The organism is Micrococcus sp. GPGPB33, from assembly GCF_037853785.1.
GTDB classification, from domain to species: domain Bacteria; phylum Actinomycetota; class Actinomycetes; order Actinomycetales; family Micrococcaceae; genus Micrococcus; species Micrococcus luteus.
The window spans coordinates 1,692,613-1,716,766 of sequence record NZ_JAQMWO010000002.1 but is presented as its reverse complement, the minus strand read 5'-3'; the positions used below and the strand labels follow the sequence as shown (position 1 = coordinate 1,716,766).

General features: G+C 65.8%; 18 protein-coding genes, 6 pseudogenes and 1 other annotated feature. Of the genes and pseudogenes, 11 read left to right on the top strand and 13 right to left on the bottom strand.

The genetic code is table 11. The features are described 5' to 3' along the window. Position 1: 1 nt before the first annotated feature. From POD19_RS08270 to POD19_RS08260, 3 genes are all read right to left on the bottom strand, one after another. The gene (locus POD19_RS08270) at positions 2-427 is read right to left on the bottom strand and encodes an FHA domain-containing protein (RefSeq protein ID WP_002854606.1); all 426 of its coding nucleotides are present in this window, start codon (positions 425-427) and stop codon (positions 2-4) included. A gap of 101 nt (positions 428-528) precedes the next feature. Continuing rightward, positions 529-915 (bottom strand): glycine cleavage system protein GcvH, encoded by a 387-nt coding sequence (gene gcvH / locus POD19_RS08265; RefSeq protein ID WP_002854607.1) that lies wholly within the window; start codon positions 913-915, stop codon positions 529-531. A gap of 85 nt (positions 916-1,000) precedes the next feature. Continuing rightward, complete coding sequence (locus POD19_RS08260) at positions 1,001-2,536, bottom strand: peptide MFS transporter (protein WP_135019670.1); 1,536 nt, start codon at positions 2,534-2,536, stop codon at positions 1,001-1,003. Between the two features lie 100 nt (positions 2,537-2,636). Between POD19_RS08260 and POD19_RS08255 the strand changes: the two genes are divergently transcribed. Further along, the gene (locus POD19_RS08255) at positions 2,637-3,158 is read left to right on the top strand and encodes an adenine phosphoribosyltransferase (RefSeq protein WP_063189749.1); all 522 of its coding nucleotides are present in this window, start codon (positions 2,637-2,639) and stop codon (positions 3,156-3,158) included. A gap of 174 nt (positions 3,159-3,332) precedes the next feature. On the opposite strand, the pseudogene POD19_RS08250 reads toward POD19_RS08255, so the two are convergent. From POD19_RS08250 to POD19_RS08235, 4 genes and pseudogenes are all read right to left on the bottom strand, one after another. Next, positions 3,333-4,640 (bottom strand): annotated as a pseudogene (locus tag POD19_RS08250) (AAA family ATPase); the annotation flags it as partial. Between the two features lie 14 nt (positions 4,641-4,654). Continuing rightward, a protein-coding gene (locus POD19_RS08245; protein WP_098471310.1) for an IS3 family transposase occupies positions 4,655-5,805 on the bottom strand; the annotation gives its coding sequence in 2 pieces (ribosomal slippage) (positions 4,655-5,535 and positions 5,535-5,805; 1,152 coding nt in all). Between the two features lie 85 nt (positions 5,806-5,890). Next, positions 5,891-6,674 (bottom strand): annotated as a pseudogene (locus POD19_RS08240) (IS30 family transposase); the annotation flags it as partial. A 141-nt stretch (positions 6,675-6,815) separates the two neighbouring features. Further along, positions 6,816-7,394, bottom strand: a complete 579-nt coding sequence (locus POD19_RS08235) for a sodium:calcium antiporter (protein WP_260856950.1) — start codon at positions 7,392-7,394, stop codon at positions 6,816-6,818. Between the two features lie 79 nt (positions 7,395-7,473). Here POD19_RS08235 and POD19_RS08230 point away from each other — a divergent pair. Next, positions 7,474-8,368, top strand: a protein-coding gene (locus POD19_RS08230; protein ID WP_340309417.1) for an IS5 family transposase whose coding sequence is annotated in 2 segments (ribosomal slippage) — positions 7,474-7,830 and positions 7,832-8,368 — 894 coding nt in all. Because the reading frame shifts where the segments join, the coding sequence is not laid out codon by codon here. 74 nt (positions 8,369-8,442) lie between these two features. Here the strand turns inward: POD19_RS08230 and POD19_RS08225 are convergent. Continuing rightward, entirely contained in the window at positions 8,443-8,994 is a 552-nt protein-coding gene (locus POD19_RS08225) for a sodium:calcium antiporter (RefSeq protein ID WP_260849752.1), read from the bottom strand. Between the two features lie 172 nt (positions 8,995-9,166). On the opposite strand from POD19_RS08225, the pseudogene POD19_RS08220 reads away from it, so the two are divergent. Next, positions 9,167-10,539, top strand: a pseudogene (locus POD19_RS08220) (IS1380 family transposase). Here POD19_RS08220 and POD19_RS08215 read toward each other — a convergent pair. Continuing rightward, positions 10,508-10,948, bottom strand: a pseudogene (locus tag POD19_RS08215) (ISL3 family transposase); the annotation flags it as partial. The pseudogenes POD19_RS08220 and POD19_RS08215 overlap by 32 nt on opposite strands. Positions 10,949-11,085: 137 nt before the next feature. Between POD19_RS08215 and POD19_RS08210 the strand changes: the two are divergent. From POD19_RS08210 to POD19_RS08195, 4 genes and pseudogenes are all read left to right on the top strand, one after another. After that, positions 11,086-12,369, top strand: a complete 1,284-nt coding sequence (locus POD19_RS08210; RefSeq protein WP_036337267.1) for an IS256 family transposase — start codon at positions 11,086-11,088, stop codon at positions 12,367-12,369. A 62-nt stretch (positions 12,370-12,431) separates the two neighbouring features. Continuing rightward, a complete protein-coding gene (locus tag POD19_RS08205; protein WP_036315702.1) occupies positions 12,432-12,764 on the top strand; it encodes a DUF3024 domain-containing protein in 333 nt (110 codons plus the stop codon). Positions 12,765-12,808: 44 nt separating this feature from the next. Continuing rightward, complete coding sequence (locus tag POD19_RS08200) at positions 12,809-13,006, top strand: hypothetical protein (RefSeq protein WP_010078466.1); 198 nt, start codon at positions 12,809-12,811, stop codon at positions 13,004-13,006. Between the two features lie 59 nt (positions 13,007-13,065). Continuing rightward, positions 13,066-14,009, top strand: a pseudogene (locus POD19_RS08195) (IS3 family transposase); the annotation flags it as partial. Then, positions 13,365-13,499, top strand: a sequence feature (AL1L pseudoknot). (Overlaps the previous pseudogene by 135 nt.) A gap of 118 nt (positions 14,010-14,127) precedes the next feature. On the opposite strand, the gene istB reads toward POD19_RS08195, so the two are convergent. Both istB and POD19_RS08185 read right to left on the bottom strand, forming a co-directional pair. Then, on the bottom strand, positions 14,128-14,913 hold the full coding sequence (istB, locus tag POD19_RS08190) for an IS21-like element helper ATPase IstB (RefSeq protein WP_010078636.1): 786 nt from the start codon (positions 14,911-14,913) through the stop codon (positions 14,128-14,130). Further along, positions 14,910-16,433 (bottom strand): IS21-like element ISMlu14 family transposase, encoded by a 1,524-nt coding sequence (locus POD19_RS08185; RefSeq protein ID WP_031943827.1) that lies wholly within the window; start codon positions 16,431-16,433, stop codon positions 14,910-14,912. Before POD19_RS08185 ends, istB begins: the two co-directional genes overlap by 4 nt. A gap of 213 nt (positions 16,434-16,646) precedes the next feature. Between POD19_RS08185 and POD19_RS08180 the strand changes: the two are divergent. The 4 genes and pseudogenes from POD19_RS08180 to POD19_RS08165 form a co-directional block, all read left to right on the top strand. Further along, positions 16,647-16,982 (top strand): annotated as a pseudogene (locus POD19_RS08180) (integrase core domain-containing protein); the annotation flags it as partial. A 674-nt stretch (positions 16,983-17,656) separates the two neighbouring features. After that, on the top strand, positions 17,657-18,439 hold the full coding sequence (locus POD19_RS08175; protein ID WP_070709208.1) for an AbiTii domain-containing protein: 783 nt from the start codon (positions 17,657-17,659) through the stop codon (positions 18,437-18,439). 51 nt (positions 18,440-18,490) lie between these two features. Further along, positions 18,491-18,847, top strand: a complete 357-nt coding sequence (locus POD19_RS08170) for a hypothetical protein (protein ID WP_020628263.1) — start codon at positions 18,491-18,493, stop codon at positions 18,845-18,847. A gap of 1 nt (position 18,848) precedes the next feature. After that, positions 18,849-19,631 carry a HEPN domain-containing protein gene (locus POD19_RS08165; RefSeq protein WP_020628264.1) on the top strand — a complete coding sequence of 261 codons (783 nt, stop codon included), beginning with the start codon at positions 18,849-18,851 and terminating at the stop codon, positions 19,629-19,631. 180 nt (positions 19,632-19,811) lie between these two features. On the opposite strand, the gene POD19_RS08160 is transcribed toward POD19_RS08165, so the two are convergent. Beyond that, a complete protein-coding gene (locus tag POD19_RS08160; RefSeq protein WP_340309507.1) occupies positions 19,812-22,409 on the bottom strand; it encodes a DEAD/DEAH box helicase in 2,598 nt (865 codons plus the stop codon). A gap of 891 nt (positions 22,410-23,300) precedes the next feature. Next, positions 23,301-24,146: a hypothetical protein gene (locus tag POD19_RS08155; protein ID WP_086002339.1), complete on the bottom strand. Its 846-nt coding sequence runs from the start codon at positions 24,144-24,146 to the stop codon at positions 23,301-23,303. Positions 24,147-24,154 lie beyond the last annotated feature (8 nt).

Here is a 24,154-nt window from a genome sequence, read left to right as displayed (position 1 = left end):
CTCAGCCCCGCGCCGGTCCGGCGTAGTACGTGAGCCGGTACTTGCCGATCTGCACGTGCATCCCGGAGCGCAGCAGGATCTCGTCCACGCGGTCGTGGTTCACGAAGGTGCCGTTGAGGGAGTTCAGGTCCACGAGCCGATGGCCGCCGTCCTCGGCCCGGAACTCCGCGTGACGACGGGAGACGGTGACGTCGTCGAGGAAGATGTCCGCGTCCGGGTGGCGCCCCACGGAGACCACGTCCTCGTCCAGCAGGAAGCGGGCGGACTGGTCCGGGCCTTCGTGGGCGAGCAGCAGCGCGGAACCGGCCGGGAGGGCGCGGATCGCGTCCGACTCCTCGCGGGTGAGGTCCGCCGAGACCAGCGGCGCCAGCTCGGTGAGGTTGATGGCGGAGGTGGACAGGTCCGGTTCACGTCCGGGCTGGTTCATGGGGTGCTCCTGTGCGAGGGCCGGCGCCGCGGCGCCGGAGGGAGAGACGAAGGGGACGCCGTCGCCCCGCCGGCCAGCGGCGGGGCGAGGGCGGACGGGGCTCAGCTGGTGTGCGAGGCGTAGCCCTCGGCGTCCATGAGGCCCTCGAGCTGGGCCTCGTCCGCGAGGGTGATCTCGAACAGCCAGCCGCCCTCGTAGGGGGCGGAGTTGACCAGGCCGGGCTCGCCGTCGAGCTCGTCGTTGACGGCGGCCACGGTGCCGGAGACCGGGGCGTAGATGTCCGAGACGGACTTCGTGGACTCGACCTCGCCCACCGCGGTGCCCGCGGTGACCTCGGTGCCGACCTCCGGCAGGTCCACGTACACGACGTCACCCAGCGCATCCTGGGCGAAGTCGGTGATGCCCACGCGGACCGTGCCGGCGGCACCGGCCTCGGCGATCCACTCGTGCTCGGCGGAGTACTTCAGGCCTTCGGGGATGGAGCTCATGGAATGCGCGTCCTTTGCGTGGTCGGGAGTGATGACGTCGTCTCGCAGACTACCGAGCGGCGCGTGATTCGCGCCACTGGCGCGCTCAGAGCACGCCGCGCATGCCGCGACGCACCGGCTTGGCGATGGCCAGCACGAGCAGGCCCACGCCGAGGGTGACCGCGCCGATCACGCCGAAGTAGCCCACCTCGTTCTGCTCCGAGTAGGAGCCGGCCAGGGAGCCTGCCAGGGCCGTGCCCAGGGCGACGGACAGGTTGTACAGCGACACCATCATCACCGGGAAGCTGCGCGGGGCGACCTTGGTGGCCAGGGAGAGGCCCACCGGGGAGACGAGCAGCTCGCCCATGGTGCAGACGAAGAGGATCAGCGTCAGCCACAGCAGCGGCACGGCGACGACGTCGGCCACCGGGATGAACAGCAGGAAGGCGATGCCGATCAGGACGATGCCGATGCCGAACTTCACCGGGGTGGCGGGCTGGCGGGTGCCCAGCTTGGTCCACAGCGCGGCGAACACGGGGGCGAACACGATGATGAAGATCGGGTTGATGGAGTTGACCCACTCCATGGGCATGAGCCAGCCGAACAGGTTCCGGTCGAGGCGGTTCTCGGAGTACAGCGCGATCACGGTGAACTGCTGCTGGAAGAGGGCGAAGAACACGGACGTGCCGATGAACAGCGGGATGAACGCCTTCACGCGCGAGCGCTCCTCCTCCGTGACCTTCGTCGAGGTCAGCAGGACGGCGAAGATCGCGATGGCCGCGACGGCGGCGAGCACGACGACGGCGTCGGAGAGGTTGCCCAGGGTGACGACGCCCGTGAGGAACAGGACCACGACGACGGCGACCATCCCCAGGCCGATCAGGCCCCAGCGGCCGTACTGCGACCGCGGCAGCGGATCCGGGACCCGGTGCACGTCCGTGGGCAGGTTCTTGCGGGTCAGGGCGTACTGCGCCAGGCCGATGGCCATGCCGGCGGCGGCGAGGCCGAAGCCGACGCGGAAGCCCAGCGTGTCCCGCGCCAGGCCGGTGAGCAGCGGGCCGAAGAGGGCGCCGATGTTCACGCCCATGTAGAAGATGGAGAAGCCGGCGTCGCGCTTGGGGTCCTCGCGGGAGTACAGGGAGCCGACGAGGTTCGTGGCGTTGGCCTTGAGGCCGCCCGAGCCGACGGCGACGAGCACGAGGCCCAGGGTCAGGCCCGGGACGCCCGGGACGAGGGCCAGCGCGATGTGGCCCAACATGATCCCGACGGCGCTGACGAACATGGTGCGCTCGGAACCGAGCAGGCGGTCGGCGACCCAGCCGCCGAGGATGCAGAACACGTACACCATGCCGCCGTAGGCGCCGACGATGCCCGTGGCCACGGCCGGGTCGATCCCGAGGCCGCCCTCCGCGGCGGTCCAGGACATGTAGTACACGAGCATCGCCTGCATGCCGTAGAAGGAGAAGCGCTCCCACAGCTCCACGGAGAACAGGTTCGCCAGCGGGCCGGGCTGGCCGAGGAACGGGCGGCCGCGCCAGTCGGGGGTGGCGTCGTCGGGACGGGTGGCCGTCGACGCCGCCACGCGGGCGGACGGCTCGACGTCGGGCACGCGGCCCGCGAGAGGATTCTGGGGATTTTCCACCGATCTACTGTCCTCCCCTGAGGGAGCCAGAGCAAACTCCCCGCCCGATGACGCCGATCACATCCGCGGCCCGGGCGGCGTCCGTCCTAGAGTGGAGGCCGTGTCCGTCACCTCCGAGATCGCCCGTGCCCGCTCGCTCATCCGTGTGGTCCCCGACCATCCCAGCCCGGGCGTGGCCTTCCAGGACATCACGCCCCTGCTCGCCGACGCCCGCGCCCTGAGGGCGTGTGTTGAGGCCCTGGTGGCGCCGTTCGAGGGACGCTTCGACCTCGTGGCCGGCCTCGAGGCCCGCGGGTTCCTGCTCGCCGGGGCGGCCGCCGTCCTGACCGGCACCGGCCTCGTGCCGCTGCGCAAGGCCGGGCGCCTCCCGGCTCCCGCGGCCCGTGCGGACTACACGCTGGAGTACGGGACCGCGAGCATCGAGGTCTCCGAGGACCTGCGGGCCGGGTCACGGGTGCTCCTGCTCGACGACGTCCTCGCCACGGGCGGCACCCTCGCCGCCGGCCGGCGGCTCATCGAGGCGCGGAGTGCGGAGGTGGTGGGCGCGGCCTGCCTGCTGGAGCTCACGGCCCTCGGCGGCCGGGCCGTCGTGCCGGACACGCACGTGCTGTTCGCGGCCTGAACCGCCCCGCCCGACCGACGGAGAGTGGCGGACCAGGCTGCTCCGCGCCGGGTACGACGAAGCCGGAGCCCCGAACTGCTGAACTCCGGCTTCGTCGACGTGGTCGGGCTAGCGGGATTTGAACCCACGACCTCTTGACCCCCAGGCGTCCAGACCGTTCATACTTCTCCGAAAATGCGACGTGACGGCGTAGCCGAGCTCCAGATGCTCGGCCGCGTAGTCGGCCGGGATCACGACGGAGCCACCTCGCTTCCGGCCAGCACGGCGGAGGGCGAGGGAGTCGTCGTCGCGGACGTCGGTGACCGTCCACCTGTTGCTGTTGCTGACCCAGCCACGCCCGGAGCGCAGGCGCCGGTCGTTGTGTCGGGTGATGACGGTGTCCCCGGCGGCGGCGCGGGTGCCGTCGTGCAGTTCGACTTCGCGGAGGGCGTTCACGATGCCGTCAAGGATCAGCTCGGCGCGGGCTCGCCGGTTGAGGGCGAGCACGGCTTCGTTGGAGTCGGCCACGAGCACCGCCGCCCGCCCGGCCAGCGTGTCGGCGCGCCACGCCCGGTAGGCGACTTCGACCATCGCCTCGCTGTCGCCTTCGGCGATGCGGCCGTGGTCCGCGTAGGCGTTGATGACGCTGGTGTCGCCGTGGCGCAGGCCGAGGGAGGCAGTCTTCTCCCAGGCGTGGGCGAGGCGGTGCACGGCGGTGAGCTCGGGGGCGTCATCCCGGTCGTGGACGAGCATCGCGTAGGCGCCGGCCGCGGTCGGCAACTGGAGCTGAGCGTAGTCCCCGACGACCAACGTCTTCGCCCCGGCCGCGGTGGCGAGGGCGGTGATGCGGTCGAGGGCGAGGGTGCCGGCCATCGACGCCTCATCGACGACGACGAGCTGCCCCCGGCGGAACGTGGCCCCGGTGCGGTCGTGGGTGTCCAGCCACTTCGCCGTGTTCTCGGCGGCAATCCCGAGGTCGTCGGCGAGGACGTGCGCCGCGACCGCGGACGGAGCGAGGCCGACGACAGAGCCTCGGCCGTGCTCGTGCTCCCACGCTCGGCGCAGCGCGTTCATCGCCGTCGTCTTCCCAGCCCCGGCCGGCCCTACGAGCACGTCGATCATCCGGCCTGACAGCGCGATCCTCGCCAACGCGTCCGCCTGGTCCGGGCCGAGGGTGCGGCCCTCCCGGTCGGGCCGGGCCGTGATCCGCTCTACCGTCGCCAACGGCACGGTCGGGCCGGTAGTGGTGCGGGCGCGCTCGAGGAGGCGGTCTTCGGCCGCCAGCAGAACCTCGGAGGAGAACACGGCCGAGTGCTTCGGCCGGAACACTGATGTGCCATCCGGGCGGCGGAACGCCGCGGGGCTCGAAGCGAGCTCGGGCGGGGTCAGCCGCAGCGACACGGACTCGGCGGCGTCGACCACGAGGCCGACGATCGCTTCCCGGTCTTCGGTGGAGGCGAACCTGTAGCCGGTGGTCTGCCGGGCGGCCTCGGCCATCAGGTTCTGAGCCGCCCCCTTCATTCGGTCCGGACGTTCTGTGAGTCGTCGGTTTCCATTTGATGGGTGCACTGCCGAGCGTACTCGGCTGGGGTTAGGTAGCCGAGCGAGGAGTGCCGGCGGTGGTGGTTGTACTCGTCCTTCCAGTCGCCGATGATGACCTGTGCGTGCAGCAGCGAGTAAAAGCTGTTGATGTTGAGGCACTCGTCGCGGATCCGGCTGTTGAACGACTCGACGTACCCGTTGCGCCACGGCGAGCCCGGAGGGATGTAGGACAGGCCGGTGCGGGTGCCGGCCCAGTCGGCCATCGCCTCGCTGATGAACTCCGGCCCGTTGTCCGACCTGAGCACCGCCGGGGCGCCCCGGGCGGCGACGAGGTCCTCGAGGTGGGCGGTGAGTCGGTCGGCGGTAATCGAGCGCTCCACGAGCCCGCCGATGCACTCCCGGGTGTGTTCGTCGACGATCGAGCAGATCTTGATCGGCCGTCCGTGCTCGTCGGCGTCGAACTGGAAGTCCACCGCCCACACCACGTTCGGCGCGTCCGCCGTCGGCGCGTCGACGGTCGAGGACCCGACGCGCTTGCGTCGACGCCGCTGCGGGACCCGGAGCCCTTCGTCACGCCACAGGCGTTGGATCTTCTTGTGGTTCACCACCCACCCCTCGGCGCGGGCGTCGTGATACGCCCGCCGATACCCGTAGCGGGGATGGTCCTTCGCCCAGGCGCGCAGCCACTCCCTGAGCGCCCGATCCGGGTCCGCGACCGTGTCGCCCTTGAGCGGTCGCCGGTACGCGGAGCGGCTCAGCCCGACCAGACGGCACGCCATCCGTTCGCTCACCCGCAACTTGCGCTTGAGGTGATCGACGGCGGCGCGGCGCCTGTCCGGGCTTAGAAGTTTCCCTCAGCCAGCTCCTTGAGCGCGGCCTTCTCCAGCTCCGCTTCCGCGAGCAGACGCTTCAGGGTCGCGTTCTGCTTCTCCAGCTCCTTCAGGCGCTTTGCGTCGTCGGCCTTGAGGCCGCCGTACTGGTTCCGCCACCGGTAGTACGTCTGCTCGGACACCCCGAGCTCCCGGCACACCGCCGCGACGTCCTGACCATCGGCGAGCATCCTGTCGGCCTGCCCGAGCTTACGGACGACCTGCTCGGGGGTGTGACGCTTCCTGCTGTTCGTCATGATCTGACCAGTCTCCCTGCCCGCGACCGCGGGCAACAGGACGACTCTCATAACGACTGGACCTACGAAACGGGGTCAGCCCAGGGGAGACCTTTGCGTGGTGCGCCATCTCGCTGCCCTGGTCCCTTACCAGCGAGGTCTGCATCATCCGGGGCAGCTCGGTGAAGTACTCGATCACCGCGTCCGCGGGGGCCCTCGGCGTGTTTCGAGGGCAGGGCGAGCGGGCCGGTGAACCCGCTCATCCGCTCCACCAGCGTCGCCGCGCACGAGGACCCGTTCTTCCCGATGATCAGGTCGCCCTCCCAGTGCCCGGGTACCCGCCGCTTCGCCGCGTCCTCGCCACGCTCCGCGATCGGGACCATCCCCACGATCGGCCCGCCTCGGGAGCGGCCGTGCGTGCGGGGCCGGCGCTTGGTCCGTTTGGACTGCAAGAAGATCCCACGCTTGGCGAGTTCTCCGCGGGGGATCGCGTAGATGTACTGGTAGATCGCTTCTCCGCTGACGGTGCGGCCCTGAGCGTCGGGAGAGTTCGCCATGCGTTCAACGGTCGGGTCTGCGGCCTCCAGACGCAAGCGACCCGCGATCTCGTTCGGCATCCATGACGCTGCGAGGTCGGCGTTGACGCGGGCCTCGAGTACCGGGTCCTTTGCCACTTTCCGGACCTGTGGGCGAGAGCGCTGGCGTTGCGCTTTCACGTCCGCGGTCACGGCTTGATAGCCGCGCGTCTTCGTCGAGTTCGGTCGAAGCTCTCTGGAGACCACCGAAGGGCATCTACCCAGGTGAGACGCGATCTTCCGGACTCCCCACCCGGCCTTCGATCCCGTCGAGATCTCCATCCGCTCCGTGAACGTGAGTCGCCGCCGCACCATCCCAGGCCTCCTCGCCTCGAGCCCCCACCGACCGGGAGTGTTGCTACGACGCTATGACACCACCAACCGACAGTCATCTCTTGCCGATTTACATTCAGCCGACGACCTGAATGAAGCCAGCAGCCGAATGCACTCGACGGTCTACGTCGAAGTCGTGGTCTGGTCCAGGTCTCGGCGTCCCTTGCGGAGCCCGATTTCGTAGGCTGTAAAGGAAATGAGCGTCAGTGCGATTAACGGCAGCACGAACCACGCCATGGCTACGGTGAATCCCTCCAGTGCATCGTGCGCTGTGGCAGCCAGCACAAGGTATCCGGTGTAGGCGGCGTACAAAACCACGAACAAGCCGCCCTCCCAACGCGCCACCGCGAAGCCCGTGAACGCGATCGGCAGTAGTGCCACTGCGGCCGCCAGCATTACTGGGATATCGAAGGCCACTGCGGCGCCGGATACGGGAATGCCCTCAAGAGAGATGAGCGCGGTTAGTCCTAGCACTACCCCTATGTTGAAGATATTGCTGCCGACCACGTTGCCCACCGCTAGGTCGCGTTCACCGCGACGCACGGCAATGATGGACGTCGCCAGCTCGGGCAGCGATGTCCCGACAGCCACAACGGTCAGTCCGACCACGAGGCTGCTTACGCCCAACGTGGTGGCTATGTTCACTGCTCCTTCCACGAGCAGCGTGGCACCGGCGACCAGCAACGCGACCCCCAGCAGCACAAAGAAGAGCGACCTGCTGACCGAGGCGCCTAGGGCGTGTCTGAGAATAGATGCACGAGTCAGCTGAGACCCTGGGGACATGTCCCGGTTCCAGATGCTCTCTGACACCCAATGGGAGTTGATCGCCCCGATGCTCCCGACCCGGACCGGCCGCGCCGGCAGGCCGTTCGCCGACGCCCGCACCATGGTGGAGGCGATCATCTACCGGTACCGGTGCGGAATCGCTTGGAGGGATCTGCCCGAGGTCTACGGGCCCTGGCAGACCGTGTGGACCTGGCATCGGCGCTTGGCCGAAAAAGGCACATGGGACACGGTGCTGGCCACGCTGACCGCCGCCGCTGACGCCGAAGGCCTGATCGATTGGTCGGTCTCGGTGGACTCCACGATCGCCCGCGCCCACCAGCACGCGACGAACATCACCCGCCACACAGGGGGATGGATCGAACTACAAGAATCCGCGTGAGGAACCGGCCGATCACGGCATCGGGCGCTCCCGTGGCGGGCTGAGCACGAAGATCCATCAGCTCGTCGATGGGACCGGGCTGCCGCTGGTCAGCCTGATCACCCCCGGCCAGGCAGGGGACTCCCCGATGCTGCTTCCTCTTCTGGCGCAGCTGCGCGTGACCCGGCCAGTAGGGCGGCCCCGGACCCGCCCCGAGGCCGTGCTGGGCGATAAGGCGTACTCCTCCCGGGCGATCCGCACCCACCTACGTGCCCGTGGGATCAAAGCGGTCATCCCCGAACCGGCCGACCAGCAGGGCCACCGCAGACGGCGCGGTGCCCGCGGCGGGCGCCCCATTGGCCTCGACGCGGACGCCTACAAGGGCCGCAACGTCATCGAGCGTCAGTACGCTCACCTGAAGCAGTGGCGGGGTCTGGCGACCCGGTATGACAAGTACGCGATCATCTACAGGGCCGCTGTGGTCCTGAATGCTGTGCTCGCATGGTCAAAACGATTGTCAGACATGCCCTAACGACCAGGCATGACAAGTACGTGATCGACTACCGGATCGCGGTGGTCCTGAGCGCTGCACTCGCATGGTCCAAACTATTGTCGGACACGCCCTAGCGCAGCCCCTTCCTCGTCGGCTGGATCGACGGTTGCCGAATCTCCTGTCCCTTCCCGGGCATTCACCGCGGTCTTGGCGTCCCGCCGACTAATCACCACGGACATTATGGTGTGGACCACCACACCGAAAAATAGTATCAGCCCGTCCACCGCACTGATCCTCCCATCCAGGGACACAAGGAGCAGTAGAACTGACAAGACGACCATCAGGGGCAGGTCAAAGCGGATCAGCCTCCGCTTTACAGCGAGGGGAACGACCAGCGCGGACAGTCCCAGGATGAGCAGGACATTAATGATGTTGCTGCCAACCGCATTGCCCACGGCAAGCCCCGGTTCATCACGCAGTACAGCACCGACGCTCACTGCGAACTCGGGTGCCGACGTCGCCGCTGACACTACGGTGAGACCGATCACCAATGACGAAATCCCGAAACGTCCGGCCAGTGCTGACGCCCCACGCACCAAAAATTCCCCACCCAAGACCAGCAGCACCAGTCCGGCCACGATCCGTCCAATATCAAGCGCATCCATGAGTAGGAGTGTACGGACCACAGTTCAGGCCCTGCCACGAGCACCCGCTGACCTCGAGATTTCACTGGGGTGTGGTCTCGACGGGTGGGCGTCATAGAGAAAGGTGCTCCTGGCCTGGGATGATACGGGGTGTCGAGTCTCGTAATCCCTGGCCGGAAGGAGCACCTTTCAGGTGTCCCACCCTACCGTGTTCTTCTACCCCCGCCCGCGTGTGGACGTCGCTGAGGTCCCGGCGGCCTCGCATGCGGGCGCGGTGCTGCTGACCGACACGATCCACGCCACCGGCCTCGCCTCTTCGCTGCGTGAAGCGTTGGGTTCATGGACGAAACCGCTGGCCGAGCATCACGCCTCCAAGGTCCTGCTGGACCTCGCGATGACTCTCGCGGTGGGCGGGGAGGTCGCCCGTGACACCGACCTGCTGCGGTGCGAGCCGGGCCTGTTCGGTGACGTCGCCTCGGCCCCAACGATCTCCCGCACGCTCACCACCCTCGCTGAGGACGCGCCCGCCGTGATGACCGCGATCGCCAGGGCTCGCAGGACCGCGCGCGAGCAGGCCTGGGCCCTGGCCGGCGAGCATTCCCCGGCCGAGGGGACGAGCGCGAAGACCCCGCTGGTCATCGACCTCGACGCCACCCTGATCAACGTCCACAGTGAGAAGGAGCAAGCCGCCCCGACGTTCAAACGCGGCTTCGGCTACCACCCTCTGTACGCGTTCCTGGACCACGGCAGCGAAGGAACCGGGGAACCGCTCGCGATCCACCTTCGCCCCGGCAACGCGGGCTCGAACACCGCCAGCGATCACATCGCCGTCACCCGTCTGGCCCTTGCGCAGCTCCCACCGGCCCTGCTGGGCCGGGGCGGGCGGGGATCGAAAAAGGTCCTGATTCGCACCGACGGGGCCGGCGGCCCCAAGGACTTCGCGGGCTGGCTGGAGCGGCAGCGTCTGGCCTACTCAGTCGGGTTCACCCTCCCCGCGAACACTCCTGACCTGTTGGAACGTATTGATGAGGCGAAGGCGTGGACTCCTGCCTACGACACCGACACCGAAGGGATCCGCGATGGGGCATGGGTCGCGGAACTGACCGGACTACTGGACCTGCCCGGGTGGCCCCCGGAATGCGGGTAACCGTAAGGAAGGAACGCCCCCACCCCGGAGTGCAGCTACGGATCACCGATCACAAAGGGATGCGGATCACTGCGTTCGCGACCAACGCCCCACGCGGCCAGCTTCCAGTGCTGGAGCTGCGTCACCGCCGCCGCGCGCGCTGCGAGGACCGGATCCGCAACGCCAAGGACATGGGCCTGATGAAGTTCCCGCTGCAGGGATTCGCGCAGAACCAGGTCTGGTGCCAGATCGTCCAGCTCGCCGGCGTCATCGTCGCCTGGATGCAGGCCATCGCGCTGGCCGGCCATGATGCACGTCGCTGGGAGCCCAAACGGTTTCGCGCACGGTTGTTCGAGATCCCCGCGACCATCGTGCGCCGCTGTCGGCACAAGATCCTGCATTCGAGGCTCATCGCATTTGAGGGTGTAGCAAGGGTCTGAAGCCGCCTGATTCGAGGAGGCTGCGGGCGATGTAGTTGGTGAGGTTGCGGAAGCCGAGGGCGGAGCCGCGCAGGTGTTCGAGCCGGCCGTTGATCGCCTCCGTCGGACCGTTGCTGGTGCCCAGTCGCTCGAAGAACGCCAGCACGTCGGCGGCGCGTTTGGTCAGTGTCCGGCCGAGCTTGCCCAGTTCCTCGAGGGTGTCGGGGACCTTCTTGCTCAGCGCCGCGATCACCTTCTCCATCTTGGCCTTAGCCTTTGCGCGGTCGAATTCTCGATACGCGGCGACCATGGCCTGGTAGATCTCCCAGGCCGCTTCGACCGCGGCGTGCTTCTCGTGGGCGAAGAGGACGCTGAGGTGTTCTTTTTGGCGGTCGGTCAGCAGGCTCATCCCGGTGTGGAGGGTGCGGCGCAGTTGCGTCCGGCAGAGTGGTGTACGAATCCCGCAGCACGTTGACTCCGGTTGGCGTGTCGACCGCGAAGTAGAAGCGGTCACCGCGGGAGGCTTTCGAGGAAACTCTCACATCCCACTCGAAAGGGACACCCGCGATGACCGCTCCCCACGATATCGACCCCCAGGCGTTTCTGTCCGATCTGCTCACCCAGGCCTCGCCGGACTTGATGCGTCAGATGCTCACCACCTTCATCAATGCCCTGCTGTCGGCCGAGGCTGACAGCGTGTGCGGCGCCGCCTACGGCGCCCGCTCGGATGAGCGCACCAACCGGCGTAACGGCTACCGGCACCGGGACCTGGACACCCGCGCCGGCACCATCGACGTCGCGATCCCGAAACTGCGCGAAGGCACCTACTTTCCCGACTGGCTCCTGGAGCGGCGCCGCCGCGCCGAGGCAGCGCTGACCACGGTGGTCGCCACCTGCTACCTGCTCGGCGTCTCCACCCGCCGGATGGACAAACTGGTGCAGACTCTCGGCATCACGGGCCTGTCGAAATCGCAGGTCTCAGAGATGAGTAAAGACCTGGATGCGCAGGTCGAAGCGTTCCGCACCCGGCCGCTCGATGCTGGGCCGTATCGGTTTGTCGCCGCCGACGCGCTCGTGCTCAAAGTGCGTGAACACGGCCGGGTCGTCAAGGTCGCCGCCATGGTCGCCACCGGCATCAACAACGACGGCTACCGCGAGATCCTCGGCCTGCAACTGGGCACCGCGGAGACCAGGGAGGGGTGGCTCGGGTTCTTCCGTGATCTGGCTGCCCGCGGCCTGTCGGGGGTGGAGCTGATCACCTCCGATGCCCATGCCGGGCTGGTCGAAGCGGCCGGGGCGGTGTTCGGGACGGCGCAGTGGCAGCGCTGCCGCACCCACTACGCGGCCAACCTGATGGCGGTGTGCCCGAAGTCGCAGTGGCCCGCGGTGAAAGCGCTGCTGCACAGCGTCTACACCCAGCCCGACGTCGAGGCGGTGATCGCCCAGTACGAGCACATGATCGACAGCCTGGCCACCCATCTGCCGGCCGCTGCCGAGCACCTCGAGGGCGCCCGCGATGAGGTGCTCACGTTCACGAAGTTCCCGAAGGAGGTGTGGAAGAAGATCTGGTCGAACAACCCGAACGAACGGCTCAACAAGGAGATCCGGAGACGCACCGACGTCGTCGGCATCTTCCCCAGCCGAGTCGCGGTGATTAGACTCCTCGGCGCGGTGCTGGCCGAGCAGCACGACGAATGGACCGAATCACGGCGCTACATGAGCCTGGAATTGCTGACCGCGACCGACACGATGCTCGCCGAAGCAGCCGCGAAAGCCGCGGCTGAACAAGCCGCCCTACAGGTCAGCGACACCATGACCGACGACCCCGGCCACGCGGCACTCGCCGCCTGACAACCCACCCGACCACGAGGAACCCGACAAAGCCTCGATACACCACTCAAAAGGACTTGACCATGGCTATGCCCGAGACCGACCTGCTGCGCATCGGCCGCTGGTGCCGTGAACGCGTGCCCGAGCACCTGTGGGATCAGGTGAGAGTAGAAGCCGAGATCGCCGACCGGCACGTCACGATCATCGAGACGCGGCCGCCGTGGGACGGGCAGGGCGACTGGACGCGGTTCCCGGTCGCGCGCCTGCGATACACCGTCAAGACCGGCCAGTGGAGCATCTACTGGCGTGACCGGCACATGAAGTTCCACGAGTACACGAAGAGGCGCCCGACGAAGAACGTCCAGAGTCTGCTCGACTACATCGGCAGCCACCAGGATCCGATCTTCTGGGGCTGAGAGCTCCCACGGCCGTGTCGGTACTCACCGCTACGGTCGGGAGTATGAGCGAAGAGCAATGGGATGAAGCGGCCTTCCGCGCATCGATCCCGGCCGCGCGCGAGAAGGTTGAGTTTGCCGCAAGGTTCTGCGAGATCGGCCCCTCACAGCCCCGCTGGGATAGTCACCGTCCCGTCGTCGAGTTGATCTTCTATCTCTGCAAGCTCGACTACGACATCAAGGTGCTCCTGCTGCCTTCCTGACCGATTGAAGCGCCCTGGGTTTGTTGGAGACTCCTGACCTTGGAAACGAGGATGGAGTTATGCCGAAAGAGCAGACAGCGGGGAAGCCGACGACGCGTCGGTATTCGCCGGAGGAGAAGGCCGCGGCGGTCCGGATGGTGAGGACGCTGCGTGCCGAGCTGGGGACCGAGCATGGGACCGTCAATCGGGTCGCGACGCAGCTCGGGTACGGGGTCGAGTCCGTGCGGATGTGGGTCAAGCAAGCCGACATCGACGACGGCGTCACCTCTGGCGTGAGCAGCGCTGAGGCGCGGCGGGTGCGTGAACTGGAGCAGGAAGTCCGGGAGTTGCGGCGGGCCAACGAGGTCCTCAAGCGTGCTGCGTCTTTCTTCGGGGCGGAGCTCGACCGCCACTACCGGAAGTAGTCGCGTTCATCGACGCGAACAAGGATGACCTGGTCGACGCTCGCCGGCTCGGAGTCGAGCTCATCTGCAGGCTGCTGCAGGTGGCTCCGAGCAGCTACTACGCCGCCAAGACCCGCGCCCCCTCGGCTCGCGCGGTGCGGGACGAGGAGCTGATCCCGCAGCTGGTCGAGCTCTAGGAGACGAACTACCGCGTCTACGGGGTCAGAAAGCTCTGGAAGACCGCGCGTCGCGCCGGGATCGACATCGGCCGAGATCAGACGGGCCGGCTCATGCGCGCCGCAGGGATTAAGGGCGCGACCAGGTCGAAGCGGGTGAAGACGACCCGGCCAGATCCGACCGCGGCGCGGCACCCGGACCTCGTGAAGCGGGAGTTCACCGCGCCTGCCCCGAACCGGCTCTGGGTCACCGACCTGGCGTTCGTGCCGACGTGGGCCGGCGTCGCGTACGTCTGCTTCATCGTCGACGCGTTCTCCCGGATGATCGTCGGGTGGCGGTGCGCGTCACACATGCGCACCGAGATGGTCCTCGACGCGATCGAGATGGCCCGCTGGTCCCGCGGCGCTCGCCACGAGGACCTGCGCTGCCACAGCTGTCAAGGGCCATTGAGTTCTGCCCATAGGCGGCCAGTGTTTCTTCCCGCTGGTGGCCATCAGAACTGCCCACTGGTGGCCAGCTGGTTTGCCCGTTTGGGTGGTGGTGCTGGCCACCGTGATGGGATCAGTTCAGTGGCATGACTCCCTTCCCGGCCATTGCCTGGGTCATCCGTACGGAGTCTCCGGTGGTCTGGCACACGTGGGCGTGGTGCAGGAGCCGGTCCACGGTGGCGGTGGCCAGGGTCTTGGGCATCAGCTCGTCGAAGCCGGCCGGGTGCAGGTTCGAGCTGATCGCTACGGAGCGTTTCTCGTAGGCGGCGTCCACGATGCGGTAGAGGCCCTCGGCGGCATCGTCGGCGACCGGCAGCAGGCCGATGTCGTCGATGACGATCAGGTCGGCGCGCAGGATTCGGGCGACGGCTTTGGTGATGGTGTCATCGGGCCGGTGGGCCCGGATCATCGCCCCGAGGTCCTCCAGGGTGAACCAGGCCACCCGCTTGCCCTCCTCCACGGCCTGCTGGCCCAGGGCCTCGAGGAAGAAGGTCTTGCCGGTGCCGGAGGGCCCGCAGACCACGAGGTTCTCTCTGCGCGAGAGCCATTCCAGGGTGCGCAGGGACTGCTGGGTCGGGGCCGGGATCGAGGAGGCGCCCGGATCCCAGGTCGTGAAGGTCTTGCCGGTGGGGAACCCGGCGGCCTTGCGCCGGGCGGCGAGCATGGATCGGGCCCGACCGGTGGTCTCCTCGACCAGCAGGGCCTTGAGGACCTCGGCCGGCTCCCAGCGTTGGGCCCGGGCGGTGGCCAGTACCTCGGCGGCGATACCGCGGGCGTGGGGCATCTTCAGCTGCCGCAACAGCGCCTCCAAATCGGCCGGCAGCGCCGGTGCGGCGGTGTTCGGGGTGTGGATGCTCACCGGGCTGCCCCCTCGGTGTTGGAGGTACCGAGGCCGGCCCAGCCGGCGGTGCCCTGGGTCAGGGACCGTTCCTCGGTGGCGGTGTGCATCCCGGTGCGGTGGCCGGCGGCGGTGAGCAGGGAGGCCAGGTCGCCGTGGGCGAAGCGCTGGTGCACCGCGGCCACCCCGAGGGCGCGGTCGACCTGGTCGGTGCCGGCGAGCTTGGCCAGGGTGACGGCCTCGGCCATCTTCTGACCGATCCGGCTGGTGCCGGCCGCGGCGGCCTCCACCAGCCAGGTCCTCGCTCCGGCCCCGATGGCCAGGAACTCGGCCTCCGCCGCCGAACGGGGCACCGGGGTGTAGTCCCCGGGCACCTTGTCCGTCTCGTGGCCGGGGAAGTGCGCGTCGTCGATGGCCGGGGACCCGGGCCGGGCCACCCGGTGCCGGGCGACCTCCACCGGCCCCTGCGCACCGGCGTGCATGATCACCACCATCGAGTCCGGTCCGGTGCCGTGATGGCGCACGAACACCTCGGCCCCGAGCAGGTGCGCGGGCACCGAGTACTGGGCGTTTTCGAAGGAGACCATCGGCGTGTTCTCCGGCACCTTCCGTCCCACCCCGTAGGCCACGGTGTGCGCCGTGGCGGGGATCCGATGCAACGCGCTGGTCTCCTCGGCGAGCATGTGGTCCGGGCGGCGCCGGGTCACCCGGTGCTCCCGGGAGTTCACCATGGCCATGAACCCCGCGCAGGCGGCCTCGAGCTCAGCGAACGAGGCGTACTGGTCCCGCAGGTTGGTGTCCTTCGGGACCAGGTCGGCCTTGGCCAGCTTCACCGCGTTCTCCACCCCGCCCTTGGCGGCCGGATCCGCTGGCTGGCAGGTCAGCACCTCCACGCCGTAATGCCGAGCGAACGCCACGGTGGCCTGGTTACGCACCGGCACCCCGGCCACATGAGAGACCGTCACTGTCTTCTCGTTATCCGTCAGCACATAGGTCGGCGCGCCCCCGATCAGCCGGAAGCACCGGTCCAGGGCGGCGAACACACTCGGAGCCGTCCTATCACGCAGGGCGATGACGATCCGGTAGCGGGACCAGGCCAGCCAGGCCACGAACAGCACCGTCTTGGCCCCGTCGATCGCCGGCCCATCGCCGAAGTCGTACTGCAGCCATGCGCCCGGCTCGGTGATCCAGGGCCGGTGCACCCGGCGCTTCCCGGCCCGCCAGGCGGCCTTCACCTCGGCCACCGCCCGCCGGGTGGAGCGCTCAGAGCCGGTGTAGCCCATTGCGGTGAGCTTGGCGTGCACGACATCGGCGCGGATCCTGCCCGTGGAGGCCTCGACCCATTCCTCGATCTTGGGCAGCCAGACATCGGTGACCTTCGGGCGGCTGGCTCCGGATCCAGGGGTCTGGCCGGCGTCGCGGGCCCGCACCAGCCGGGCCACGGTGTGATGGGAGCAACCGGCCAGCTCGGCGGCGCCCCGCAATGACTTGGTCAGGTCATAGGCACTGAGTATTTTCATGGTTTCTGCGGCATCCTTCATTCAGGGCCTCTTCCTCGCTGGATTCGATTCGACACCGATATCCAACCCGGGGAGGAGGCCCCCGCCGGCTCACGACGCGGCGGGCAACGAGCAACGCGGGCAAACCAGATGGCCAGCACCGGGCAGTTCCCGTGGCCATCACTGGGCAGTCCTCATGGCCGTCAGCGGGTCATTCCCTGGCCACCTATGGGCAGCTTTTCATGGCCGCTTACACACAGCGACGCGGGGTCTCAATTCACCTCCATTCGCTACGGCGAACGCCTCGCCGAGATCGGAGCGACACCGTCGATCGGGACCGTCGGGGACAGCTATGACAACGCCCTGGCCGAGACCGTGAACGGCTATTACAAGGCCGAGCACGTCCGCGGACCCGCACGGCCAGGTCCCTGGCGGACGGTCGAGGACCTCGAGCTCGCGACCCTCGGGTGGGTGTCCTGGCACAACACGCAACGCCTCCACGGCTACCTCGGCGACGTCCCACCCGCCGAGTTCGAGGACACGTTCTATGCTGTCGAAGCCGGCCGCGAACAGCTGGTCGGAATCAAATAGCGCGAGTCTCCATCAGACCCAGGGGGCTTCAGGGCCAACGCTCTGGTCACCGACGAGATCGATTTTGGATCGAGCCGCTCGGCCACTGAGGAAGTTCTGAATTCCCGGGGATATAAGTCGAGCCGAACGCCGAACCGTAGGGTCTGTCTCGATCAGTTTGTGCTAAGGAATATGTCAGGCACGGAAAGAGGCCCAGGCGCTCCCCTCGAGGGAGTACCTGGGCCTCATTCCATTTTCCCTCGTCAGATGCGGACTCTGACCCGTGGGAACGTGGTCGGGCTAGCGGGATTTGAACCCACGACCTCTTGACCCCCAGGCGTCCAGACGGTGCGATCGAGACCGAAATTCGCGTGATTCCGGACCTCAGATCATGCTGAGCACGTCACGAGATGCATGGTTCGCATGATTTTGGTCCCCAATTGGTCCCCCTCCCCGAAGGCGCGCGGGAGCCTGAAAAGGAGCTTCGTTGGCGCGCAGATGGTCAGAGATCCGGCCGACACGCTCTTCGCTTCGTCAGCGGGCGTGACTTCGATAAGGGGGTTCTTGCCCTTCTCCCCCGCGACGCACCAACAGCCCGCCGACCGATGCTCAGCGACATGCATGAGCGAGACTGATCCCCTGCGGCATCGTCGTGGTCGCCCCGAGGTGTCGGCGGTGGAGGAGATAATTTGGCTGTGATCAAACGTCCACCGGATCTCATGGCGCAAATCGAGCGTGACCTTCTCGATGAGAAACCGCTCGACACTCTGCTCCGCAAACTCATCCTGCTCGGCGGAAGCGCAGGCTCACCCGAGCTTCGCAACTGGGCGTCGGTAGAGCTCCGCGGCTACGGGCGGGACGCGGAGCTGCCCCTGTACCGAACTGTGTCCGCTCCGCTGCAAATCGACGGCACCGTTCCAGGCGGGATCGTGCGCCACGAGACAATCGGCGCGATGGACATTCCCGACTTCGCTCGCGACGAAATCAACGAGCAAGTTCCACTTCGAATGGGCGTGAGCGAGATCCACAGCATGGTGGATCAGCACCGAACCGACAGAATGGTCAAGCTCCAGCCACCGGGTGCTCCCGACCTCGTCACCTATATGAACGGCACCCGGGAGATGAACGGCCACATCACTGCGCTCTACTGGAGCGTCAGCACTATCGCGCTCGCAGGCGTGCTCGACCAGATTCGCACTCGCTTAGCCGAACTCATCGCCGAGCTGCGCTCCGCAACCCCACAGGGCCAGAACCTACCAACCCCAACGCAGGCAGCCAACGCCGTGAACTTCGTCATCAACGGGCGCGGGAACCGCGTGAGCATCGCACAGGCCGCGGACGGCAGCACGATCACTGCTGCCCCCGAAGAAGCGAAGCCGCGCTTCTGGACGCGAGCAAAGCTCGTCGGTGCAGCGGCCGTTGGACTCGCCACGATCGCAGGAACGGTCATCGCGGCACTCCAACTGCCGATCTGGTGAGGTAATCGAGAGGAAGCCATGACCACGCATACACCCCGAACAGTCACGTCCGTGCTGGCGGAAGTGGGAACCGACAGCGTCACCATTACGTGGGGGCTCGGAGAGCCAGTCGATGTCGGCGATGTCGAGTTCTTCGGCTATGGCATCTATTACTACGACCCGACCGGCAACGGCGGAAAACGACTCGGCGTTCGCTTCGGCGACGCGATCACGGCGTGGGTCTTCGACAACGCCAGTGCCACCCAGGCTAACTACGAGGCCTCGTCCGTCACGGCCACGAAGGACGCCGTGACGGTGCACTTCCACGACGCAAGTCTGGGCCTGGACGCGGTGGGCACGATCGCGGCCTACGCACACGTCAACGGTCACGATACGCAGGCCGAACTACCTGTCACGCTTCTGCATTGACATGAGCGATCTCCAACTTCCTGGCGGCGAAGAGACGTTCGGTGAACATCTCGTCGAGAACCTCTTCGCAACGTGGATTGATCGCGACCTCGAACAGCGCGCAACCGAGCTCACGCGGGCGCACGTGTACCGCGCGGTGGTTGAGCTCCCGCCATCGGGTGGTGCACCGATCGTCCGAATCAACGAGGAGGTGTCGCTGCAGGCGCGGGCGGTCGCATCGGCGCCCATCAAGAAGGGCGAGCCGGTCACTGCAGAGAACATCAGCAGTCTCGAAGCCTTCTGGCCTGTCGATGTCGACCCGAACAGCGGATGGCTGGCCTACATCATCGTCGGCGAGTCCGCATACATTGCCTTCGACTTGCGCTACAACAAACAGCGCAGTGCCGAGTTGCTCAGCCTTGCTGACGACTACCTCGACGTAGTCGAAGCGGTCCGGGAGTTCGCGCTGCGACCAGCCGTCGACAATCTCCTCTCCGCGGCGGAACTCACCGTTCAGGCGCAGATGCTCGCGCAGTCGCAGGAGACGAAGTTCCACAACGTGCGAGATCGGTGGCTGCGTGAGAACGAACGGCTTGGCAATGCGCCGGAAGGCTTCTTCGCCACGCTCCAGCGGCTCCGGCGAGAACGAGGGGCCGCGAGGTACGGCGACGGCGTCTTAGGAGTAACAGCCGACGAGGTGCCAGCCTTGATTGCGACCGTCCGCTCGATGGTCGAGCACGCAGCCAATCAGATCGGGCTGGTCGCGGCCGACACAAGTTCACTGAGCAGCAGGTCTCCTCAATAATCGTTGGGCGTGAGGAACGAACGCTCGATCGGCTCAGCCCGGCATCTACATCGTGAAGTTGACCGCGAAACGTCCAAACGGCGTCGTCGAGGCCCGAATCCGCGTAGTTCTAGGCCTCAGATAATGCAGAGGATGTCACGAGAAGCATGAATTGCATGTGTTTGGTCCCCCACGTGGGGGTCAGAAGAGACGATCATCAAGAGGATCAAGCAACGTGATCTGCAACTGGTCACGCCCGTCGGGATGCTCAAGCTCGACTCGAAGCGCAAACCCCGTGTCCAAAATGCTCTGGATATCTGAGTGGTCTCTGGCCGAGATCGTCCCCAACAGCTGCACGCCTTGGTAGAGGCCGAACGGAGCGGGATGAGTCTCGCCCTCTATCTCCGCCAGGCGTAGCGGGATAGAGCCTGTAGTAGGCGCAGCCTGAAGGTGGACAGGCACGTTCGCCACGTTGCGATCGAGCAAGTTCTTCAGCAGGCTTCGCCGTCGCTGACGCGTAAAGTCGAGGAGATCAATTACCTCAGAGGTCGATGCGGCAAACTCTTGGCGCCAGCCGGACACGCCTAGTGATGCCAGATGCTCTCTCAACACGTCCAGTTCCGCTACCCGATCGAAGCGACTTGCCACTAGGTTGGCGATCCGTCGTGAACGAATACCTTCGGTCACGAGTGCGAGCGCGACCGGCGTGCTGACTCCGTACCTGATGTACCCACCGAGTTCTGGACAAACGAGTTCGTCACCGCCGGCTGCTTGCAGGTGCGTGTTTACGAGGTCGATGAGCGCTCCAACTGTCCACGACAGATAGTGCTCGAAGTGCTCTGTGGTCGCAGTGACTATCTGTTCAATCCTCCATGCGGGATCGGCGACGGCGCCCAAGTGACTCTTTGCCAGCTGCGGTAGCGAAGCACCTTCGAGCCAGTCGCGCAAGACTTCGGCGGCATCTACATCCAGAGTCGCGCCCCGTACAGACTCGCGAAATCCCCATCGAGGTGCTTCAGGAAGCCGGAGCAACTCTGCGATCGTCGGACGAAGGATTCCCACCGCTTCTAGAGCCGTAGAGACAGAAGTTACGTCTGCGGAGATCAGGGCACGGGCAATCTGCGACGCCCATTCATCAATCTTACGAGCGGAACCGATAGAGCAGCCGATCCGCGACCATCTCTGACGGGCAGCGGAATCGACAGATACATAGGCCTCCCGCGCTCGCCCCGCGAGTCGTGTATATCGCGTTCTAGCTTGGGTGGATTGATTTGCCGCCAGGGTGAACCCCACCACCGTGTCGAGGTCGACCATCTCTGGGCTGGTCAGTTCCCGCTCGGCCGCGGCCAGCATCATCCAGACGAAGCTGATAAAGTCCGCAGCCGCACCGTTGGCTGCGAACACTGCGTCGGCGTCAGCCCTTTGAACACCTTCGAGTTGGGCAACAGCCTGGAGTGCGGAGTCAGTCAGCAGGGAGGACGTGACCTCTAGGTCCTGATCGTCAGGGTTGAGGTCGGCGAAGTCCTGACTGCTCGGCGAGGCCGCCCTTACTAGTACGATCCAGCCCTCAGTCTCGCGTCCTGCACGCCCTGCCCGTCCCATTGCGTTCACGAGCCGGGCACCGCGTAAGCGGGTATCTTCGGGCTGGTCTGGGTATGGAGTGTCGTATAGAACGACGGTCCTGACCGGCAAGTTCACCCCGTCCGTAAGCGTTGAAGTGCAAGTCAGATAGAGGAGATCATCACTTCGCACGGCAGCCTCAAGCGCTTCGAGCACCTCGACGGGCAACCCTGCATGATGGAATCCCACGCCTCGCCTAAGCGTGCCGACGAGTGGATGTGCGTCGCCCAACTGTTGGCGTACAAAGTCAACCAGCGCGGCCAGTTGCGGCTGCTCATCAAGCTCGTCCGCGATGCCACGAGCGAGCGTCTGGGCTTGCTTCTTTGTTGACGCAACAACTAGTACCGATCCTGCGTGCCCTAGAGCGGTAATCATGCCGCTGGCAATCGAATAGTGTTTCGTGTTTCGTGAAGAATCGACCTTCACTTCAGCTGGACGCTCTCCCCCGTCCTTCGACTTTCGGACTAGACGCCAACCCGTGTCCCCTTGAGTGCGGAGTGACTTGGTGCTCCCGTTTCCGAGCCGCAATCGGATCAGTCCCGAGAGCGGCGTGGTGTGCCGGTAGGGCCACACGGACCCGGCCCCTCCTTCAACGACGGTCTGATCCCACTGCGCTTCGGTATTGAAGACTGCATGCAGTCGCCTGGGCCCCCGCCAGTCACTTGTCTGACTCAGGGCACCGCCGTTTGGATCAAGCCACTGAGCGATCCCACCGACGTTTCCCATCGCGGCCGAAAGGAGAATTATGCGATGCGGTCGGCCCTGTGTTTGCAGGTTCAGGGCAGATATCACGGATTCAAGGACGAAGCCACGCCCCTTCTCCTTCAACAACTGAGCCTCATCGAAAATGAACAGACTGTACTTGTCGAGCACCGCTTCGAAGTCGTTTCTCAGGAGATGACTGAGCCTTTCCGGGGTCATAACATCGACGTCGGCCTGCTCAACCTCCGAAAGCGAGAGGCCCAATTCTCCCAGCCAGGCGGAGAAGTCAGTCTTTTCCGCTCCGACCTCTTTCTGGAGAATACGAACTCGTGCGCTCATCGCGCGCCGAATTTCTCGACCAAGACTTCTTGTTGGCACGACAAAGCAGATACTCGTGTCCGTCTGCGCCAGATGCGCGACGGCGAGCATTTGAGCGACGAGTGTCTTCCCCCCGCTTGTGGGAACGGAAAGTACCATTCGCTTGACTTCCGGCGAGCACGGCGATGGTTCTCCGGTGAGCAGATCTCGCTGCGGCTCCCAGAGTGTCAGCACGGCAGGGCTTCCAACCGCGAAAGCCTGGCGTACGGCGATCGGTACGTCTGGCGGCAGGATCGACGGGTTCCAGGGTGAGCCCGCCTCCGCGATGGTCGCGAAGTTCAGTAGATGTGTAGCGACCCAACGCGCGTCGAGCGAAGCGCCCCCGGTTTCGCCAGTCGCTACCTCCCGCAGTCGTTGAGACCCCTGACTGTAGCGTTCATAATCTCCACGCGTCAGGTACGAGAGTATGTCTTCCACAGCCAGGACGAGCGTCTGCAGCGAACCGAGGGCCGTTGAGCGCAGGCTGTCCATCGCCGACTGCTGTGCTATTGACGCGAAGTATCTGCGCCACCGAGCCAGCCAACCGAAGGCTCGTTTAGCATCGAAGCTCAAAAATACAAGTCCGGCGCGTACGGAGAGATTCTCAAGTGACGGTTCTTGCGTGCTATCTGCTCCACCTAAGAGGGGCTGAAGTCGGGTTATGATCGCGGACGCGTTTGGGTCACGACCACCTCGGCGATACCCGATCGCAGCAGCAAATCCGATTGATAGGCGTTCTTCATCGCTCCAGTCATTTCGAGCCAGAGCAAGATCAGAAAATATGGGCGCTCACCAAGAACGCCTGACGTTGGCGAGCTGCCGAGTAGCGTTGACGCGCATCACTTACCGACGCCACGCCATGCAAGTACCATGCTGTCTTAATTAGCTTCTCATCAACAGATGGACGATCAAGCACTAGGGCGATTTCAGCCTGCGCCATTCGCTCTTGCAATCGCTCAGCCGTCGGGAGACCGGAGCGACCCGCAAGCGCTTCCCCGAGCAGATGTATGTCTAGAGACCGCTCCATACGATCTCCTTTACCTTCGAGGCAAACTCAGGAAAGTCCGGCAACGCAATAACGATTGACTCGGTTTGCCCAGCCGCCACAAACTCCGGGAATTGTGTGCCGAGCGATCTGAACGTGTTGCTGTTTCGTGGGCGATGTTCGAGAGACGCCCCTACGGAGACTCCCACGCCTGCTCTTGCGCTCCGTTCGAACCAGAGGTCAACCATGCCGTCGTAAAGCTCCCCCAGGGCACCTTCAGCAGTGAGGGTCGCCGGTCCCGCGAGCTTGGCAAGGTAGTGGTGGCCTCTCTTGCGCAACTGTTTCGCCGCCCGGTTGATCGTTTTCGATATCCGAGCATCTGCGTCGTGCTTCTTAATCTCCCAGAGCCGGAAAACGAGGGTTCCGCAAGAGTCCTCGTAGACGACGAGCCCATCTCCCCCTGGTTCGAGTGCATCGGCCTTGATGGGTGGCGCTTCTACGAGAGTGCGTCCGTCCCGACAGGATGTACGCTCGGCCACAACGCGGTGCCAGAGCAACTCCGCGACGTGCCCTTGTACATGATCGGCGGGCTTCGGAGCATCCGGAAGGCCGAAGCCGATGGAAACAAATGCCTTGACGGCTTCTAGTTGCGCTCCCGTCGAGGGTGCGCCCCCGTCACGACGCGTGCGCCACCGGTCGAGTACCGGTGATTTCCCGCATGCAACGACCATCGCATCGTCAGCGATGATCGCGGCGGCAAGGTCACGCGCATCATCTACCAATTGCTCGCCACCGACGACATACTCAACCTTCGACTTGCCATCGCTTTCTTCAAGTGTCAAAAGCGGAGTCAAGAAGGCTGGTGAACTCATAATTACGA